Here is a 17,378-nt window from a genome sequence, read left to right as displayed (position 1 = left end):
TAACTTTGTATGAAGTATTTATGCGAACATATGAAGGTTTTCTAAAAGCAGCACTCATTACATTGCAATTAACAGCAATCGCTATTGTGATAGGTACCGTATTCGGTATTGTCTTCGCTTTAATGAAAATTTCGGGATCAAAAATATTACAAACAATCGCGAACTTGTACATTACGTTAATTCGCGGGACGCCGTTAATTGTACAGATTATGTTTCTTTATTACGGAATTACATCGATTATCGTACTGTCGAATTTTTGGGCAGGCGCAATTGCGCTAGGTGTTCATAACGGTGCATATATAGCCGAAATTTTCAGAGGCGCAATCCAAGGGGTAGACCGTGGACAACGTGAAGCGAGTCTTGCGGTGGGCATGAACCGCTCGCAAACAATGCGCCGAATCATTTTCCCGCAAGCGCTGCGGAGAGCGATTCCGCCACTAGGCAACCAGTTCATCATCACGCTGAAAGACTCATCGCTTGTATATGTCATCGGCGTTTCTGAATTGTTTGGACTAGCAAACAGAGAATCGGCTTCATCTTTCCAACCATTTGAAACATTTTTAGTCGTTGGATTTTACTACCTCGTATTAGTGCTGATTTTCTCAGGATTACTAAAATGGTACGAAAATAAATTAGATGTTGATAAAGCATAAGGAGGCGTTTCGATGCTCAAAGGGGTAAATATTCACAAATCCTTTGGTGATTTAGAAGTATTAAGAGGAATCGACATTGATGTAAATGCCGGAGAAGTCATCGTGCTTGTTGGCGTCAGCGGGTCCGGAAAAAGCACGCTCCTCCGTTGTTTGAATTTCCTTGAAATCATCAATAAAGGCGAAATTTCAATCGATAATCGGAAAATCGATCGGAAGAAAGAAGACTTGTCGAATGTGCGGGCGGAAGTCGGCATGGTGTTCCAGCATTTTAATCTGTTCCCGCACAAGACGGTGCTCGAAAATATTATAGAAGCGCCGGTTATTGTGAAAAAGATGAATAAGGAAGAGGCCAAAAAAGAAGCATTATTAATTCTTGAAGATGTTGATTTGGCTGATAAGGCACATGTGTACCCAAACAAATTATCGGGCGGGCAAAAACAACGTGTGGCGATCGCAAGAGCCCTTGCGATGAAACCAAAAGCCTTGTTATTCGATGAACCAACGTCGGCCCTTGACCCGGAACTCGTCGGGGAAGTGCTTCAAGTGATGAAAAACCTGGCAAATAACGGAATGACAATGGTCGTCGTTACCCATGAAATGAAATTCGCAAAAGAAGTAGCGGACCGCATCATCATGCTGGATGAAGGACGCATCATTGAAAATGCCGCGCCGGAACAATTTTTCAATCACTCAAAAAATGAACGCACACGTCAATTTTTGGAAATGGTTAATGTATAAAATAAAAACTGTTCAACAGGGAAGATGTTGAACAGTTTTTCCTATCGTTTCGGTTCATAATTCATCATTGTAAACATTTCATCCAGTTCGTCTTTCGTTAAATCTCGCCATTGTCCGTTTGGCAAGTTTCCAAGATGGATGTTTAAAATCCGTGTGCGTTGCAGGCTTTTCACTGTGAAGCCGAGTGCGGAACACATGCGACGGATTTGGCGATTGAGTCCTTGGGTGAGCGTGATGTTGAATTTACGGGGACCGAGCTGTTTCACTTTACACGGTTTTGTTGTTGTCCCGAGTATGTCGACGCCAGATTCCATTTTCCTTACAAACTCTCTCGTAATCGGTTTGTCGACTGTGACGATATATTCTTTTTCATGCCCGTGTTCCTCGCGAAGGATTTCATTCACGACATCTCCGTCGTTCGTCAAAAGTAATAGGCCGTCTGAGTCTTTATCAAGTCTGCCGATATGGAAAATACGCAGCGGGTGATTGACGAAGTCGACGACATTCCCTTTAATATGGCGTTCTGTTGTGCTTGTGATGCCGACGGGTTTATTGAGCGCGATATAAACGAGTTGTTCTTCGGTTTTTACTGGTTTTCCGTCTGCAAGAACGACGTCTCCTTCATTGACTCGGCTGCCGAGTTCGGCGGGTTGTCCGTTAATCGTGATGCGTCCATCTTCAATCCATTTATCAGCGCCGCGTCTTGAGACAATGCCGGCCGAGCTTAAATATTTATTGATCCTCATTGAATTCATCCTGTCTGTTGATGTGTTTTACTCTTTAATCCAGTGTAAATGACGAATCGATGGATATCAATTAATGGGCAAGTGGCGGGTTTATTCGAACAGTGAATTAATTTTTAAGAAGTGGTTGACAATTCGGAATTCATGTACTATGCTTGTGTGAACCTTTTTTGTTTCACAAGACGGGCAGGAGGGACCGATAGCGGTGCCGCCCACGGAACAGATGAGCTGAGATGAGCATAGCTGAGAAAATTGTTGAATAAGAGGAGTAGCATGGGTGAGCGTTTGTTAGAGAATCAGTGGGTGGTGGAAACTGATACGCGACCTTTGTGAATGGACTTATGAGAGTCTCTTTGGAGAATTCTTTCAAGGGGAACGTCTATCCCGCGTTATGGGATGTGCTTTCGTTTTTAAAGCACGCCAAGAGGAAGTAGAAATACTTCAACTAGAGGTGGCAACGCGGTTCAACCGTCCTCTGCAATCGGACTAATCTGTCCTTTTGCAGAGGGCATTTTTTATTTCCATGAAAAACGAGGAGTGATGAAATGACAACGAAAACTAAAAACTTACGGACGACGATGAAAAAGCTGAACGGGGATTCGCTCACGCCGATTTTAATCTTTAGACGGCTTCAAGGGAAGCAGAAATTTTTACTTGAAAGTTCATCTATTCAGAAAGGCTCTGGACGGTATTCATTTATTGGGATGAATCCGGTGAAAGCTTATCGTGGCCAAGAAGGTCAAATCGAGGAATTGGATTATACAAATGGGCCGACGTACACGCATGAAGGCGACTTGTACAAATTATTGAAAAGACTGATGCCGCGAATTACGGATGATGTGAATTTTCCATTTACAGGCGGCGCGGTTGGATATGTCGGTTACGGCGCCGCTCGAAATGACGAAAAGCGCTTGGAAGATGATTTAGAAATGCCGGATGTTTACTTCAATATTTACGATACGGTCATTATTTATGACCACGAACTGAATGAAGTGACGTTACTGCATACGGAAATTAACCCCGTATACGGCGGACCGAATTTAGAGGCGTTGGAAGAAATGATACTAAACGGTGTCACTGAAAAGGAAGCGGAAGTCAGCATGTCTCCGTATCGATGCAAAGTCACGCAACAACAATTCGAAGACCAAGTGCGTGAAGCGATTTCCTTTATTGACGAAGGTGCGGCTGAACAAATTGTGATTTCGCGCAGATTGGAAGCGGATATTCAAGGCGATCCATTCGCGCTTTATCGCAAATTGCGAAAAAGCAATCCGTCCCCTTATATGTATTTTATGGAATTTGAAGATCATACCGTTATCGGCACGTCGCCTGAAAGTCTCGTGAAAGTAACAGGAGACACGGTTATGGTAAATCCGATAGCCGGAACGCGTCGGCGCGGTAAAAATCATGCAGAAGATCTCGCGCTAGAAGCGGAATTACGAAAAGATCCGAAAGAACTGGCGGAGCACGAAATGCTTGTGGCGTTAAGTAAAGAAGAAATGAACGGGATGTGCATGCCAGAAACCGTTCGCGTGTCGAATAACAAGGAAACGGTTCGCTATGAACATGTCATGCACCTTGTTTCGGAAATTGAAGGAACATTGGCGCACGGGTTGCATGCGCTTGATGCACTGAAAGCGAGTTCGCCTGCCGGCACAGTGACGGGTTCGCCCAAATCAGTGGCGATGGATATTATTGATCAATTGGAAAAACAGCATCGCGGCATATACGGCGGGGCGATTGGTTATATCGGATTGAATGGCAATATCGATTTTGCATTGACGATTCGCACGATGCTCATAAAAGACGGAAAAGCCTATGTTCAAGCGGGTGCTGGTGTTGTTAAGCAGTCGAATCCGACAGATGAATACTTGGAAACTGTGAATAAAGCAAAATCATTACTAGAGGTTATTCAAGAGTGATTGAAAATTTTGACGGGGGAGAGATAAGCATGGAGAAATATTTGAAACTAGTTGAGCAGAATAAGCATTTGCCATATGAAGATATGAAAGAGGCTGCACGGTTATTATTTGATAAAAACACTTCAAAAGAGGACATCAAGAAATTTCTAATCGCTTTATCGGCAAAAGGAGAAACGGCCCATGAAGTTGCGGCTTTAGCGTCGGTCATGCGGTCATTTGCGATTGATATGGACGTAGCAAAAGGTTCTTATATGGATAATTGCGGGACGGGCGGCGACGGCGTCAACAGTTTTAATATAAGCACGACGGCGGCTTTTGTTTTAGCGGGTGCGGGCGCATTGGTCGCGAAACATGGAAATCGGAAAATCTCCAGCGCGGCTGGGAGTCAAGACGTGCTTGATGCACTTGGGATTCATACGAATTTCACCCCGGAAGAAATGAGCGAGTTACTTCGTCAGGAAGGGATTTCCTTTCTGTTCGCGCCGAATGTGCATCCGAGAATGAAGCGAATTGGGGAAGTGCGCAATGAAATTGGAAAGGCGACGATTTTCAATCTCGTTGGACCATTAACAAATCCGCTTCAATTGCATACGCAGTTTACGGGAATCAGCCGACCCGATTTCATCATGGAATATGCTTCGGTACTTCAAATGCTTGGACGTGATCGTGCGATTGTTGTTTCGGGTGCTGGCGGGATGGATGAAGCCTCGCTGTTGGGACAAAACGCGTTCGTACTGCTTGATCAAGGGGATCTAATTCCATTTTCGCTTACGCCGGATGATGTCGGTTTGCAAGCGGCGGATTTGTCAGCGATTCGCGGAGGTACTCCGGACGAAAATGCGGAAATTACCCGTTCTGTCCTCGAAGGAGAACGCGGTCCACGATTTGACACGGTTGTTTTTAACGCAGGAATTGGCTTGTTTGCAAACGGGCAAGCGGGGACGATTCAAGAAGGCGTTAAATTGGCGACGGACAGTATTTTATCGGGACGCGCATTGGAGAAGTTGGAAGCAGTAATTGCGTTTAGTGAAAAAATCGGGCAGAAGGAGGAGCTGGTGATATGACGATATTAGACAAGATTCTGCGAGAGAAACGACTTGAAGTGGAAGCATTGCTTGCGGAGGAAACTGTCGCAGTTAACAGTGAGAAAACCCGACCTTCTTTATTCAAAAGATTGTATAAAGCCGAGAAGTTGCAAGTCATTGCGGAAATGAAAAGAGCGTCACCCTCTAAGGGGTTAATTGCTGAAGGCGCGGATCCTGTTAAACAAGCAAAAATATACAGCGAAGCAGATGTCGCGTGTATTTCAGTGTTGACGGACGCACCATTTTTCAAAGGGTCATTCGGTGATTTGGAAGCTGTTGCGAATGCTGTTTCAACGCCGTTGTTATGCAAAGATTTTATGATCCATAAAGTGCAAATCGATAGAGCGAAGAGTGCAGGGGCGTCTGTTGTTTTGCTAATCGTTTCGGCTTTGAAACCGGCGGAACTCACGGAACTTTATTCGTATGCAACGGGGTTAGGACTTGAAGTGCTTGTCGAAGTGCATGACGCGGAGGAGCTAAAACAAGCATTAAGAATCGATGCGAAATTAATTGGCGTGAATAACCGTGATCTTAAAACATTTGAAGTGGATCTGGCTAGAACAGAGGAAGTAGCAGCGCATTTCCCGTTTGACGAAGAACGGGTGTTGATTAGCGAGAGTGGTTTAGTGGGTCGGGACGATGCGATTCGGGTCGCGGAAGCTGGTGCGAACGGGGTACTTGTCGGGGAATCCTTGATGCGCAGCGGTTCTGTGAAAGAAGCGATCGAAGCGCTGCAAGTTCCGCTTGGGAGTGCCGTGCGATGACGAAAGTGAAAATATGCGGGCTGATGGAACATGAACATGTCAGAGCTGCGGTAGATGCGGGCGCGGATGCCATTGGGTTTGTTTTTGCGCCAAGCAGTCGGAAAGTAACTGTTGAACAAGCGCGAGAGCTTTCAAAGGAAATACCGGATAATGTATTGAAAATCGGTGTTTTTGTCAATGAAACACAGGAAGAAATTACGCGGATTTTCGAAACGGTTCCGCTGGATTATGTGCAATTTCATGGAGATGAAGACGCGGGTTTTATTCGCGAGATGCAGTTGCCTTCGATAAAAGCGTTACCAGTGAAAAGTACTGATGACGTGGAGAAAGCATCGGAATACGATGTGAATTATTATTTGTTTGATGCGCCGGGCACGGTTTATAAAGGCGGGAGCGGGGTGACGTTCGATTGGGCGTTGCTGAAAGATGCTGAAATTAGGGCGGAGAAAATCATTCTTGCAGGCGGATTAAATGTCGGCAATGTAAAAGAAGCTGTTGGGCGGGTTCGTCCTTTTATGGTGGACGTGTCAAGCGGTGTCGAACGGGGTAAACGAAAAGATTCAGGACTTATACGGGAATTTATACAAGAAGTCAAAGAAGGAGAGCGATTCTAATGGTTAAAGAGCAAACAAGAGCTGGTCGTTACGGTAAATTCGGCGGGCAATATGTGCCGGAGACGTTAATGACGGCGCTGATTGAGTTGGAAAAAGCGTATGACTTGGCAATCGAGGATCCTGAGTTTCTTGCTGAGGTAGACTATTACCTGAAAGATTTTGTCGGACGCGAAACGCCGCTTTATTTTGCAGAAAGATTAACGAAACACGCGGGCGGCGCGAAGATTTATTTGAAACGGGAAGATTTGAACCATACGGGCGCCCATAAGATTAACAATACGGTTGGTCAAGCTTTGCTCGCGGTTCGTATGGGGAAAAAGAAAATTGTGGCCGAGACGGGTGCGGGTCAGCACGGTGTTGCAACGGCGACGGTTTGTGCATTGTTTGGACTTGAGTGCACGATTTTCATGGGGAAAGAAGATATTCGTCGACAGGAATTGAACGTTTTCCGGATGGAATTGCTCGGTGCCACTGTCAAATCTGTCGATAAAGGCGCGGGGACGTTAAAAGACGCGGTTAATGAGGCGCTTCGCTATTGGGTGACGAATGTCGATGACACGCATTATATTTTAGGATCTGCATTAGGACCGCATCCATTCCCTGAAATTGTGCGTGATTTCCAACGGGTGATTGGCGATGAAACGAAAGTGCAAATTTTGGAGAAGGAAGGGCGTTTACCTGATGCGATCGTCGCTTGCGTCGGCGGGGGAAGTAACTCGATCGGCATGTTTTATCCGTTTGTCGAAGATGTAGAGGTAAAATTATTCGGCGTAGAGGCGGCAGGAAGCGGGATTGCGACTGGACTTCATTCGGCGGCGGTTGCCGGTGGAAAAGAAGGCGTTTTGCACGGTGCTTATATGTATGTGCTGCAAGATGAGGATGGGTTGATTCAAGAAGCGCATTCGATTTCGGCGGGGTTGGATTATCCTGCGATCGGACCCGAACATTGTCATTTGCATGATAGCGGCCGGGCGACTTATACATCGATAACAGACGCGGGTGCACTTGAAGCGCTTCAGTTGCTGTCGCAAACAGAAGGAATTATTCCGGCATTGGAAAGTTCCCATGCCGTGCAATACGCGGTGGAACTTGCTGCGGGAATGGGTAAAGAGGAGATTATTGTCGTCTGTTTATCAGGACGCGGAGATAAGGACGTAGAAACTGTGAAGGCGGCACTTGGAGGGGATAACACATGACGAAACAACAAATTACAGAAGCGATTCAAGCATGCAATAATCGTGGTGAAAAAGCGTTTGTTCCCTATATCATGGCGGGGGATGGTGGAATTGAAACGTTGAAAGAAACGATTTTATTTCTGCAAAAAACCGGCGTGACCGCCATCGAGCTAGGCATTCCGTTTTCAGATCCGGTGGCAGATGGCGCAATCATTCAAGAAGCCGGTGAACGTGCGCTTGCGAAAGGGGTCACGCTTCGGCTAGTCGTTGAAACGGTGGCTTCGTTTAAAGATGAAATAACGGTTCCGATTATCTTAATGACTTATTTGAACCCGATTATTCAGTACGGCATCGAGGAATTTGCAGAAGACTGTCGAAACAGCGGGATTAGCGGATTGATTATCCCGGACTTGCCTTACGAAGAAGTGAATTTAGTTCGAGATGCACTGACGAATGCCGATATCGCGCTTATCCCGCTTGTCTCGTTGACAAGTCCGCCTGAACGGATCGAGAAAATTACGGCGGCTGGCGAAGGCTTTATTTATGCTGTAACCGTGAATGGAATTACGGGTGTTCGGGATGGATTTGAAGGACAACTCGAGGAACATCTGAAAAAGCTGAAAGCGGTAAGTTCTGTGCCTGTTCTTGCCGGGTTTGGGATATCAACACCGGAACAAGTCGAGTTAATCGGAAGTTTTGCAGATGGGGTAATTGTTGGAAGTGCAATCGTAACCGCTCTTCACAACAGAGATTTTAAAACTATCGAAAAACTTGTTAACGCATCAAAAAATAAAGTACCTTCTATATAAGAGCACTTTCTCCTGATAACGTAGATTAGTGAATATTTGGTGGAATTGCAAATTATTGAAACCTTTCCTGGGTCAAATCGTACCAATAGATTAAGGAGTTGGATGAATTGGATACGAATGCGATTAGGCGAGATGTTGAAATGACGTATGAAAAAGTGAAGTCGTTGGCTGGTTGGACAGTCGATCGAAATGTCGTGTTGACAATTACTTCGTATTACGTCACTTCGGATCGTGAGTTTGATGCGGAGAGCTTAAGCCGCTCGATGGATGCGATAAAACAGAAAGCGGGTTGGTTTTCACCTTTGCGGGGAAATCTTTTGCCAATGATGGCAGCATTTCTCGATCAACCGGGCGTTAACATTGAAGAAGAAGTCATTCGCTTATTCGAAAAACAACGCATTCTACGGACGTTCGGTTTTCGGAATACAATCCATTCCTATTTAGCGGCACTCTTTATGACAAACGATAAAGAATCCTACGACAATGAGGCGCGACTCGCGAAAGCTTTATTCGGCGAAATGAAAAAGCATCATTTCTTTCTCACATCTGATGATGATTATACATACGCGGTTTTGCTCGCGAAACGAAAGTTTAATCCGGTAACGCAAGCCAAGTCAATGCGTATGTACTATGATGCACTTCGCAAGGAAAAGTTTCGCGCGGGCAATGAACTCCAATGGCTGTCGCAAGTAATGACTTATGTGAATGTAGACTTCAATCCATCGCTTATTATAAGAGCCGTAGAAATTTACCATTACTTTACAAGGGATACGAAAGTGCGGCCGATTCACTATCCGCTCATCGGATTTCTGACAATATTTAATGTGTCGGATAAAAATCTGCAAAAAATTGTCGAGTTAGCTTCCGCGCTTGAAGAATCGAGTCCATTGAAATGGAAGAAAGAAATGGCGCTTTCTCTTGGCATTGGTTATGTAATCCATGAGTTAGTAGGGAGGGCAGATGAAGCGATTGTAAGTTTAGCGACATCCGTGGAGTTGCTCATTCAAGCGCAACAAGCCGTGATGGCTGCAACAATAGCGGCTATGGCGGCATCATCTTCTGCAAGCTCCACAAATTCATAGTCCATGGAGCATTAGTTCTATATAGGAAATTTGCTTCTTGTGACATTGGTATGTATCGGTAAAACCTTTTAAAATAATTTGCTGATTTTCATAGAGTATAAGGTCCTGTTGTTTTTACAGCAGGGCCGCTTTTTCATGGAAAAAAATAATTATTTCTAAATAAAGACTTTTTTAGGTTTGTGGGAAAAGTGCGAAAGAACGTACTTAAATCAACATTCGTAACACTACTGACATAAACGAAATTATTGTAACACTATGAATTTCAAAAAAATGGTGTTGTCATCTTCAAATTTCTGTAGTATATTAGTGCAAGTAGTTTGAAATCTGAAAATTAGCTATTTGCATAGAACTAGTTTAAGTTAGGGGGAATTTTTCTTGGGAAACACTGTATTGGAAATTGAAAATCTCCGCACATCGTTTAGCATCAAAGGAAAATACTACGCTGCGGTTGATGATGTTTCCTTGAAAATCCACGAGAATGAAGTACTCGCCATCGTAGGAGAATCAGGTTGTGGAAAAAGTGCATTGGCACTATCTATCATAGGACTTCATGATGCTAGAGTTACAAAGCTTGAGGGTCAGGTAAACTTTAAGGGGCAAAATCTCCTTAACCTATCACGTGCCAGACTCAATAAGATTCGTGGGAAAGATATGGGAATGATTTTCCAAGACCCGATGACAGCGTTAAATCCGCTTTCAACGGTTGGATCGCAAATCACAGAACCGATGAAATATCATCTTAAATTATCGCCAGCAGATATGAAAAAGCGTACGCTTGAACTACTCCGCCGAGTAGGTATTAAGAATGAGAATCGTGTATTCTCCCAATATCCACATGAATTGTCAGGCGGAATGAGACAGCGTGTTGTTATTGCAATTGCGCTGGCATGCGATCCTGTTTTACTTATTGCAGACGAACCGACAACAGCTTTGGATGTTACGATCCAAGCGCAAATCATGGACTTGATGAAAGAGTTACAAGCCCAAATGAAATCGGGGATAGTCCTAATTACTCATGACCTTGGTGTCGTCGCGGAAATGGCAGACCGAGTTGCAGTTATGTATGCAGGCCAAATTGTGGAACTTACGGGCGTAAATGAAATGTTTAGCAATCCGTTACATCCTTATACCCGTTCTTTACTCAGTTCAATCCCGTCAAATATGCCGGATAAAGGCAGACTTCACGTTATTCAAGGCATTGTTCCGGCACTGCAAAACCTCGACCGAAATGGTTGCCGTTTTGCACCGAGAATTCCTTGGATTGCACCTGATGAACATGAAAGTGACCCCGTTTTACATGAAGTGGAACCTGGTCATTTCGTACGGTGCACATGCTACCAAAACTTCCATTTTGAAGAGGAAGAGTCAGGAGTAGAAAAAAATGTCCTTACTTAAAGTTAATGATTTAAAAGTTCATTTTCCGATTCGCGGGGGTTTTTTCCAACGCGTAGTCGACCATGTTCGTGCTACAGATGGTGTTAGTTTTGAAATACAGCCGGGTGAAACATACGGTCTTGTTGGAGAATCAGGATGTGGAAAGACAACAACAGGTCGTGCGGTAATCGGGCTGAATAAAGTGACATCAGGCGAAATTCTTTTTGAAGGAAAAGATTTAGCAAAACTTCGTGGAAGAGAAAAACGTCTTCACACGCGCGATATCCAAATGATTTTCCAAGACCCTTATTCCTCGCTAAACGTTAGAAAAAGGGTGCTTGATATAGTTGCGGAGCCGCTTCGCAATTTCGAGCGTCTATCGCCAGATGAAGAGAAAAAGAGAGTTCAAGCGTTAATTGAACGTGTCGGGCTCAATCCAGAGTCAATCTATCGTTACCCTCACCAGTTTTCAGGCGGGCAACGTCAGCGTATAGGAATAGCACGGGCACTAACTTTAAATCCGAAACTAATCGTTGCAGATGAACCAGTTTCAGCACTTGATGTATCGGTTCAGGCGCAAGTTTTAAACTTTATGCAGGACATTCAAAAAGAATTTAATCTGTCGTATTTGTTTATCAGTCATGATCTCGGTGTTATTCAACATTTATGTGACCGAATCGGGATTATGTATCGAGGTAGATTAGTAGAAGAAGGACTATCAGATGAGATTTATAATAATCCAAAACATCTTTACACAAAACGTTTAATCTCTGCTATCCCGGAAATGGATCCTGCACTACGTCTTGAAAAGACGCATTTACGTCAAACGATTGATGATGAATATCGCACAGGATACGATAATTATTTCGACACGGATGGGCGTATATTCGACCTCAAGAAAATATCAAACACCCATTCAGTTGCATTGCCTTAAAGGGGGATTATGAATTGTTAACATTTATACTACGCAGAATATTAGTCATGATCCCGCAACTACTCTTGCTAAGTGTCATCATCTTTCTACTTGCAAAAGCAATGCCGGGCGATGCGTTAACCGGAGCGTTTCAAGGAAATCCCGAAGCAAACGCGGAACACATGGAAGAGATTCGAGAAAAAATGGGTCTAAATGATCCGTGGTATGAACAATACGGACGCTGGTTATCAAATTTTGTTCAAGGCGACATGGGAATGTCTTATGTTCATAAACAAAAAGTAACATCTTTGTTAGCAGGTAAACTAAGTAATACGGTTCTATTATCTCTAACCACTATGATAACCATCTATCTGATTGCAATTCCTTTGGGGATTGTAGCAGGCCGTTGGCACAACTCTTGGGCAGATAAAGCAATTGTTACATACAACTATTTTTCTATTGCAACACCAGTATTTATCTTTGCGTTAATCATGCTTTTCGTTTTTGGTTTCTATTTCACTTGGTTCCCAACAGGGGGAAGTGTTGATATACGCGTGGCGAACGGAAGTTGGGATTATTTCGTCAGTAAAGCTTCACACCTTGTGTTGCCGACATTATCCGGGGCTATTATCGGCACGGCGGGTACAATCCAATATTTGCGAAACGATATTATCGATACGAAGTTAAAAGACTTTGTTAAGACTGCACGTGCAAAAGGCGTACCAGAAGGCAGAGTATACACGCGCCATATTTTACGAAATTCAATCTTGCCGATTGCAGCTTTCATGGGATACGAAATTACATTACTTATTACAGGGTCAGTGTTCATTGAATCCATCTTTGGTTATCCCGGACTCGGACAACTCTTCATTCAATCAATCGGAACACGGGACTTCACAGTTGTAACAGCACTCGTTATGATTTCCGGCACCGCAGTTATTGTTGGAACGATGTTATCGGATATCATTTTGAGTATTGTTGATCCGCGAATCCGCATTGATTGATGAAAATTTGAACGAATGGAGGGTAACAACATGAAAACAGAACTATTAGTCGATGCGGAAGAAGCAGAAATTGTAAAAGCGCAATCGGAACATCAAAGTTTTGGGAGAACGATTTGGCGTGAAATAAAAGGCGATAAAATGGCAATTGTTGCTCTCTTCATTTTATCGGTGATTTTACTTATAGCCTATATTGGTCCGCTATTCATTGATCAAGAAGAAGCAAAGTTAACTAATTTCATGCAGATTTATGAAGAACCATCAAAAGAATTTTTGCTTGGAACCGACCGTGGCGGGCGAGATATACTTACCCAACTCATCATCGGTGCACGAAACTCCATCACGATTGGGGCAGCAATTACACTGATCGCTGGATTTCTCGGATTAATGATAGGTTTAATCTCCGGTTATTTTGGCGGTAAGGTAGACTTTGTAATTATGCGTGCTCTCGACTTTTTGATGGTCCTGCCAACGCTAATGCTTATTATCGTTTTTGTCGTAATCGTTCCGACATTCAACGTTTGGTCCTTTATCGGGATTATGAGTATTTTACTTTGGTTTGGGAAAGCAAGGCTCATTCGATCAAGAGCGCTTGCTGAAAGGGAGCTTGACTATGTCAATGCTTCAAAGACGTTAGGGACTCCAAACTGGAAAATCATGATATTTGAAGTTTTTCCAAACTTGAGCTCTCTCGTCATAGTTAATATGACACTTACTTTGGCCGGTAACATCGGGATTGAAACGGGTCTGACGTTCCTTGGGTTTGGTTTACCAGAAAGCACGCCGTCACTCGGAACATTGATCACGTATGCAAAACACCCAGATGTAATGGAAAATAAGTGGTGGGTATGGTTACCTGCGTCATTGCTGATTTTGGTAGTGATGTTGTGTATAAATTATATCGGTCAAGCGATAAAACGCGCGTCCGATGCAAGACAAAGGTTGACTTAATCGTTAACCAATCAAATAGGGGAGGTAATACAATTGGGAAAAAGGCAACTAATGCTTCTTATCAGTCTTATGCTTGCACTCAGCGTGTTTTTAGCTGCATGTTCAGGTAAAGATGATAAAGAGGATGCGGGCACGAAAGACACGGAAAAGAAAGACGATAAAACAGAAGAAACAGAAGGGGATGACCCAGCGGAAGAGGAAGAAGAACTTACTTTTCCATTGGACGTTTCTAACTCTGAAGCAACAATCGAAAATGGTAGCCTTAACTATGCACTAGTTTCGGATACGCCATTCGAAGGAACGCTTAACCCAGTATTCTACTCAGGTAAGCCTGATGCTGATGTAATGCAGTTCTTTGACGAAGCACTTCTAGCAACTGATGGCGATTACCTCATCACAAACGAGGGTGCTGCACAGTTCGAAGTATCAAATGAAAACAAAACGATTGCAATTACAATTGGCGATAATGTAAATTGGCACGATGGGGAGCCGGTTAAAGCGTCTGACCTTCTATACGCTTACGAACTTCTAGGTCACCCAGATTACACTGGTGATCGTTACACGTATACAATTTATAACGTTGAAGGTATGGAAGCATACCATAAAGGCGAAGCTGACACAATTTCAGGTATCGAGATTTCTGATGATGAGAAAACAATTACGATTAACTACCTAGAAGCATCACCATCACTACTTTCAGGTATCTGGACTAGTCCGGTTCCACGTCACTACCTTGGAGATGTTACTAAGGGCGAAGTAACACATGAAGATATTGTTGAATCTGAAAAAATCCGTACAACTCCAATTGGATTCGGACCTTATAAAGTTGAAAAGGTAGTTCCAGGCGAGTCTGTACAGTATGTAAGAAACGAAGATTACTGGAGAGGCAAACCAGCTCTTGAGTCTATCGTATTAAAAGTTGTAACTAGTGCATCTGTTCTTAAAGAACTTGAAGCAGGAAAAATTGATATCGCAACTGTTCCAGCGGACCAATATTTGAATGCTAAAGAACTTACAAACACTGAATTACTTGCAAAAGTTGACCTTGCATACACGTATATCGGGTTCAAACTCGGTAAATGGGATGAAAAAGCGAAAGAAAACATTACAGATCCAGAATCTAAACTTGCTGACAAGCGCGTACGTCAAGCAATGTGGCACGCAATGAATAACGAAGTAATTGGTGAGAAAATGTACCATGGTCTTCGTTTCCCAGCAACAACATTAATTATCCCAGTATTCGACAGCTTCCATGATGCAGAGAACCCAGGACGTCCTTACGATCCTGACAAAGCAAATGAGTTGCTTGACGAAGCAGGATTTAAAGATGTTGATGGCGACGGAATCCGTGAAGACGCTGACGGAGAACCATTCGTTCTTAACTTCGCTTCCATGGAAGGTGGAGAAGTTGCAGAACCGATTGCAACACATTACATGCAAAACTGGGAAGCTGTAGGTATTAAAGTTCAACTTACAGATGGCCGTTTACATGAATTTAACTCCTTCTACGATATGGTAGAAGCAGATGATCCGAAAGTTGATATTTACCAAGGCGCTTGGGGAACTGGTTCTGACCCAGATCCATCAGGTCTATACGGTAGAACAGCTTCATTTAACTACTCACGTTACACAAGTGAAGAAAACGATAGACTTCTTAAAGAGGGTACATCAGAGAAAGCATTTGATCCTGAATACCGTAAAGGAATCTATAATGAGTGGCAAGAACTAATGGTTGAAGAAGTTCCGGTTGCACCAACTGTATACCGTTACGCTACAACTTTAGTTAACAAACGTGTTGCGAACTACTCAATCGACCAATCTTCGGATAATTTCGATCCATGGGTTTGGGGCGTAACATCAGAAGATCCAGTTGTTGATTAATTAACAACGAATTATGACCGCTATCCAGGAAATGAACTGACCCACTTTTTGGGGTCAGTTCAGCAACTGGGTAGCGGTTTTTTCTTTTGAGAAAGGTTATGATAGATAAGCTTAACCATACTAGGTAGAGGGGAAGAGATTTTTTATGAGAATACGTCCAGCGCGATTACAGAAGGGCGATACAATTGGTATTGTTTCACCGTCAAGTCCGCCAAATCCAGAAAATCTGGAGCGTTCGTTGAAATTCCTTGAGGGGTTAGGATTGAAGTGGAAATTTGGCAAACATGCACGAAAAATTAATGGCTATCTTGCGGGAACCGATGCGGAGCGATTGGAAGATTTACATGACATGTTTAAAGACCCTACTATTAAAGGAATAATCTGTTCAAGCGGCGGATACGGGGCTGCTCGTTTTACCGATCAAATTGATTTGCAATTAATGAAAGAAAACCCGAAAGTTTTTTGGGGATTCAGTGACATCACATTTCTTCATACGGCAATGGGGCTTTATTCGAACCTTGTCACTTTCCATGGACCGATGCTTGGACCAAATATAGGCACCGATACTTTTCAGGAAATGTCGGGGAAAATGTTTCAGCAATTATTTGAGCCAATGGAGCTTCATTATACGAATGCAATCTCTGAATTGACCGCGATAACTTCCGGTGCTGTAGAAGGCCAACTGGTCGGCGGCAATTTGTCATTGCTTGCACGTGGAATCGGGACGAAGTTTGAAATTGACACGAAAAGGAAGTTGTTACTGTTGGAGGACATCGGCGAAGAACCTGCACGCGTTGACAGTTTGCTTAATCAGCTTCGGATGAGTGGAAAATTAGCGGATGCTGCGGGCATTGTCCTTGGCGACTTTGCTAAAACAGAAACGAAAAAACAATGGTCACTGACATTAGATGAAGTTTTCGATCATTATTTTAGCGATTTTAACAAGCCGGTTGTCAAAGGATTTAAAATCGGCCACTGTGAACCGCATTTTGCAGTTCCACTCGGCGTAGATGCTAGGCTTGATGCGGATAATCTTACGCTTACAATTTTACCAGGCGTGAAATGAACCTATAGTAAACACGGAGGTCTTGGATAATCATAAAAAATTCAAACTCTTCAACAATTGTAATGTGTCATTGTTGAATATGTGATTTCTATCCATTACAATTAATTAGTGAATAAAAAATTATCCCTCCTCTCGTTGTAAGATATATGCAATCATTCGCTTTGCTTAAATTCGAACGACAAAATCTTTGTTCCTATGCATGTTCATGCACCCATACAAAATAGAGACAAAATTAAATAACATGGTAAATCTAAACCTATCTAGGGGTAGTTTTATTTAAATTTCAAGAAAAGAGGTGTTTTTAATGAAGTTATCACCAGTCGAACAGGAAAAATTACTACTTCACGTAGCAGGTGAACTTGCAATTAAACGAAAAGAACGTGGGGTTAAATTAAATTATCCAGAAGCAATGGCATTTCTTAGCCACTACATTATGGAAGGTGCACGAGACGGAAAGTCGGTTGCACAACTAATGAGCGAAGGAAAACAAGTATTGACAGTCGATGATGTTATGGTCGGTGTAGCGGATATGATTAGCGATGTACAAATTGAATGTACGTTCCCAGACGGGACAAAGCTTGTCACTGTCCATAACCCAATTCAATAA

17 protein-coding genes and 1 other annotated feature are annotated in these 17,378 nt (G+C 43.2%); of the genes, 16 read left to right on the top strand and 1 reads right to left on the bottom strand.

Annotation, left to right across the window (positions count from 1 at the left end):
• The first annotated feature begins 20 nt into the window (after positions 1–20).
• Both JSQ81_RS12030 and JSQ81_RS12025 read left to right on the top strand, forming a co-directional pair.
• Positions 21–653 (top strand): amino acid ABC transporter permease, encoded by a 633-nt coding sequence (locus JSQ81_RS12030; protein WP_212607649.1) that lies wholly within the window; start codon positions 21–23, stop codon positions 651–653.
• A 12-nt stretch (positions 654–665) separates the two neighbouring features.
• A complete protein-coding gene (locus JSQ81_RS12025) occupies positions 666–1,391 on the top strand; it encodes an amino acid ABC transporter ATP-binding protein (protein ID WP_212604306.1) in 726 nt (241 codons plus the stop codon).
• Between the two features lie 41 nt (positions 1,392–1,432).
• Here JSQ81_RS12025 and rluF read toward each other — a convergent pair whose 3' ends face one another.
• Positions 1,433–2,137: a 23S rRNA pseudouridine(2604) synthase RluF gene (rluF, locus tag JSQ81_RS12020; protein WP_212604305.1), complete on the bottom strand. Its 705-nt coding sequence runs from the start codon at positions 2,135–2,137 to the stop codon at positions 1,433–1,435.
• 243 nt (positions 2,138–2,380) lie between these two features.
• Positions 2,381–2,613: a binding site (T-box leader), on the top strand.
• Positions 2,614–2,679: 66 nt separating this feature from the next.
• Between rluF and JSQ81_RS12015 the strand changes: the two genes are divergently transcribed.
• From JSQ81_RS12015 to ureA, 14 genes are all read left to right on the top strand, one after another.
• On the top strand, positions 2,680–4,056 hold the full coding sequence (locus JSQ81_RS12015) for a chorismate-binding protein (RefSeq protein WP_212604304.1): 1,377 nt from the start codon (positions 2,680–2,682) through the stop codon (positions 4,054–4,056).
• A 29-nt stretch (positions 4,057–4,085) separates the two neighbouring features.
• A complete protein-coding gene (trpD, locus tag JSQ81_RS12010) occupies positions 4,086–5,120 on the top strand; it encodes an anthranilate phosphoribosyltransferase (protein WP_212604303.1) in 1,035 nt (344 codons plus the stop codon).
• On the top strand, positions 5,117–5,905 hold the full coding sequence (trpC, locus tag JSQ81_RS12005; RefSeq protein ID WP_212604302.1) for an indole-3-glycerol phosphate synthase TrpC: 789 nt from the start codon (positions 5,117–5,119) through the stop codon (positions 5,903–5,905). Before trpD ends, trpC begins: the two co-directional genes overlap by 4 nt.
• Positions 5,902–6,519 carry a phosphoribosylanthranilate isomerase gene (locus JSQ81_RS12000; RefSeq protein ID WP_212604301.1) on the top strand — a complete coding sequence of 206 codons (618 nt, stop codon included), beginning with the start codon at positions 5,902–5,904 and terminating at the stop codon, positions 6,517–6,519. Before trpC ends, JSQ81_RS12000 begins: the two co-directional genes overlap by 4 nt.
• Positions 6,519–7,715, top strand: a complete 1,197-nt coding sequence (trpB, locus tag JSQ81_RS11995) for a tryptophan synthase subunit beta (protein WP_212604300.1) — start codon at positions 6,519–6,521, stop codon at positions 7,713–7,715. The genes JSQ81_RS12000 and trpB overlap by 1 nt, the downstream gene beginning before the upstream one ends.
• The gene (trpA, locus tag JSQ81_RS11990) at positions 7,712–8,503 is read left to right on the top strand and encodes a tryptophan synthase subunit alpha (RefSeq protein WP_212604299.1); all 792 of its coding nucleotides are present in this window, start codon (positions 7,712–7,714) and stop codon (positions 8,501–8,503) included. The genes trpB and trpA overlap by 4 nt, the downstream gene beginning before the upstream one ends.
• Before the next feature lie 107 nt (positions 8,504–8,610).
• Complete coding sequence (locus JSQ81_RS11985) at positions 8,611–9,585, top strand: DUF4003 family protein (RefSeq protein ID WP_212604298.1); 975 nt, start codon at positions 8,611–8,613, stop codon at positions 9,583–9,585.
• 375 nt (positions 9,586–9,960) lie between these two features.
• A complete protein-coding gene (locus tag JSQ81_RS11980) occupies positions 9,961–10,980 on the top strand; it encodes an ABC transporter ATP-binding protein (protein ID WP_212604297.1) in 1,020 nt (339 codons plus the stop codon).
• Positions 10,967–11,893 (top strand): ABC transporter ATP-binding protein, encoded by a 927-nt coding sequence (locus tag JSQ81_RS11975; protein WP_212604296.1) that lies wholly within the window; start codon positions 10,967–10,969, stop codon positions 11,891–11,893. The genes JSQ81_RS11980 and JSQ81_RS11975 overlap by 14 nt, the downstream gene beginning before the upstream one ends.
• Positions 11,894–11,907: 14 nt before the next feature.
• On the top strand, positions 11,908–12,876 hold the full coding sequence (opp4B, locus tag JSQ81_RS11970; protein WP_212604295.1) for an oligopeptide ABC transporter permease: 969 nt from the start codon (positions 11,908–11,910) through the stop codon (positions 12,874–12,876).
• A gap of 30 nt (positions 12,877–12,906) precedes the next feature.
• Positions 12,907–13,824 carry an ABC transporter permease gene (locus JSQ81_RS11965; RefSeq protein ID WP_249336531.1) on the top strand — a complete coding sequence of 306 codons (918 nt, stop codon included), beginning with the start codon at positions 12,907–12,909 and terminating at the stop codon, positions 13,822–13,824.
• 51 nt (positions 13,825–13,875) lie between these two features.
• Entirely contained in the window at positions 13,876–15,705 is a 1,830-nt protein-coding gene (gene opp4A / locus JSQ81_RS11960) for an oligopeptide ABC transporter substrate-binding protein (RefSeq protein WP_212607648.1), read from the top strand.
• Positions 15,706–15,850: 145 nt separating this feature from the next.
• Positions 15,851–16,771 (top strand): S66 peptidase family protein, encoded by a 921-nt coding sequence (locus tag JSQ81_RS11955; RefSeq protein ID WP_212604293.1) that lies wholly within the window; start codon positions 15,851–15,853, stop codon positions 16,769–16,771.
• Positions 16,772–17,075: 304 nt separating this feature from the next.
• Positions 17,076–17,378 (top strand): urease subunit gamma, encoded by a 303-nt coding sequence (ureA, locus tag JSQ81_RS11950; RefSeq protein ID WP_212604292.1) that lies wholly within the window; start codon positions 17,076–17,078, stop codon positions 17,376–17,378.

Source organism: Sporosarcina sp. Marseille-Q4063, assembly GCF_018309085.1.
In the GTDB taxonomy this organism is placed as follows: Bacteria; Bacillota; Bacilli; order Bacillales_A; family Planococcaceae; genus Sporosarcina.
The sequence above is the reverse complement of the archived record's forward strand: the minus strand, read 5'-3'. Positions and strand labels throughout refer to the sequence as shown.

Coding starts and splice junctions, on each gene's coding strand:
- JSQ81_RS12030 (WP_212607649.1), top strand. CDS start 21: ATGCGAACATATGAAGGTTTTCTAAAAGCAGCACTCATTACATTGCAA.
- JSQ81_RS12025 (WP_212604306.1), top strand. CDS start 666: ATGCTCAAAGGGGTAAATATTCACAAATCCTTTGGTGATTTAGAAGTA.
- rluF (WP_212604305.1), bottom strand. CDS start 2,137: ATGAGGATCAATAAATATTTAAGCTCGGCCGGCATTGTCTCAAGACGC.
- JSQ81_RS12015 (WP_212604304.1), top strand. CDS start 2,680: ATGACAACGAAAACTAAAAACTTACGGACGACGATGAAAAAGCTGAAC.
- trpD (WP_212604303.1), top strand. CDS start 4,086: ATGGAGAAATATTTGAAACTAGTTGAGCAGAATAAGCATTTGCCATAT.
- trpC (WP_212604302.1), top strand. CDS start 5,117: ATGACGATATTAGACAAGATTCTGCGAGAGAAACGACTTGAAGTGGAA.
- JSQ81_RS12000 (WP_212604301.1), top strand. CDS start 5,902: ATGACGAAAGTGAAAATATGCGGGCTGATGGAACATGAACATGTCAGA.
- trpB (WP_212604300.1), top strand. CDS start 6,519: ATGGTTAAAGAGCAAACAAGAGCTGGTCGTTACGGTAAATTCGGCGGG.
- trpA (WP_212604299.1), top strand. CDS start 7,712: ATGACGAAACAACAAATTACAGAAGCGATTCAAGCATGCAATAATCGT.
- JSQ81_RS11975 (WP_212604296.1), top strand. CDS start 10,967: ATGTCCTTACTTAAAGTTAATGATTTAAAAGTTCATTTTCCGATTCGC.
- JSQ81_RS11965 (WP_249336531.1), top strand. CDS start 12,907: ATGAAAACAGAACTATTAGTCGATGCGGAAGAAGCAGAAATTGTAAAA.
- opp4A (WP_212607648.1), top strand. CDS start 13,876: ATGCTTCTTATCAGTCTTATGCTTGCACTCAGCGTGTTTTTAGCTGCA.
- JSQ81_RS11955 (WP_212604293.1), top strand. CDS start 15,851: ATGAGAATACGTCCAGCGCGATTACAGAAGGGCGATACAATTGGTATT.
- ureA (WP_212604292.1), top strand. CDS start 17,076: ATGAAGTTATCACCAGTCGAACAGGAAAAATTACTACTTCACGTAGCA.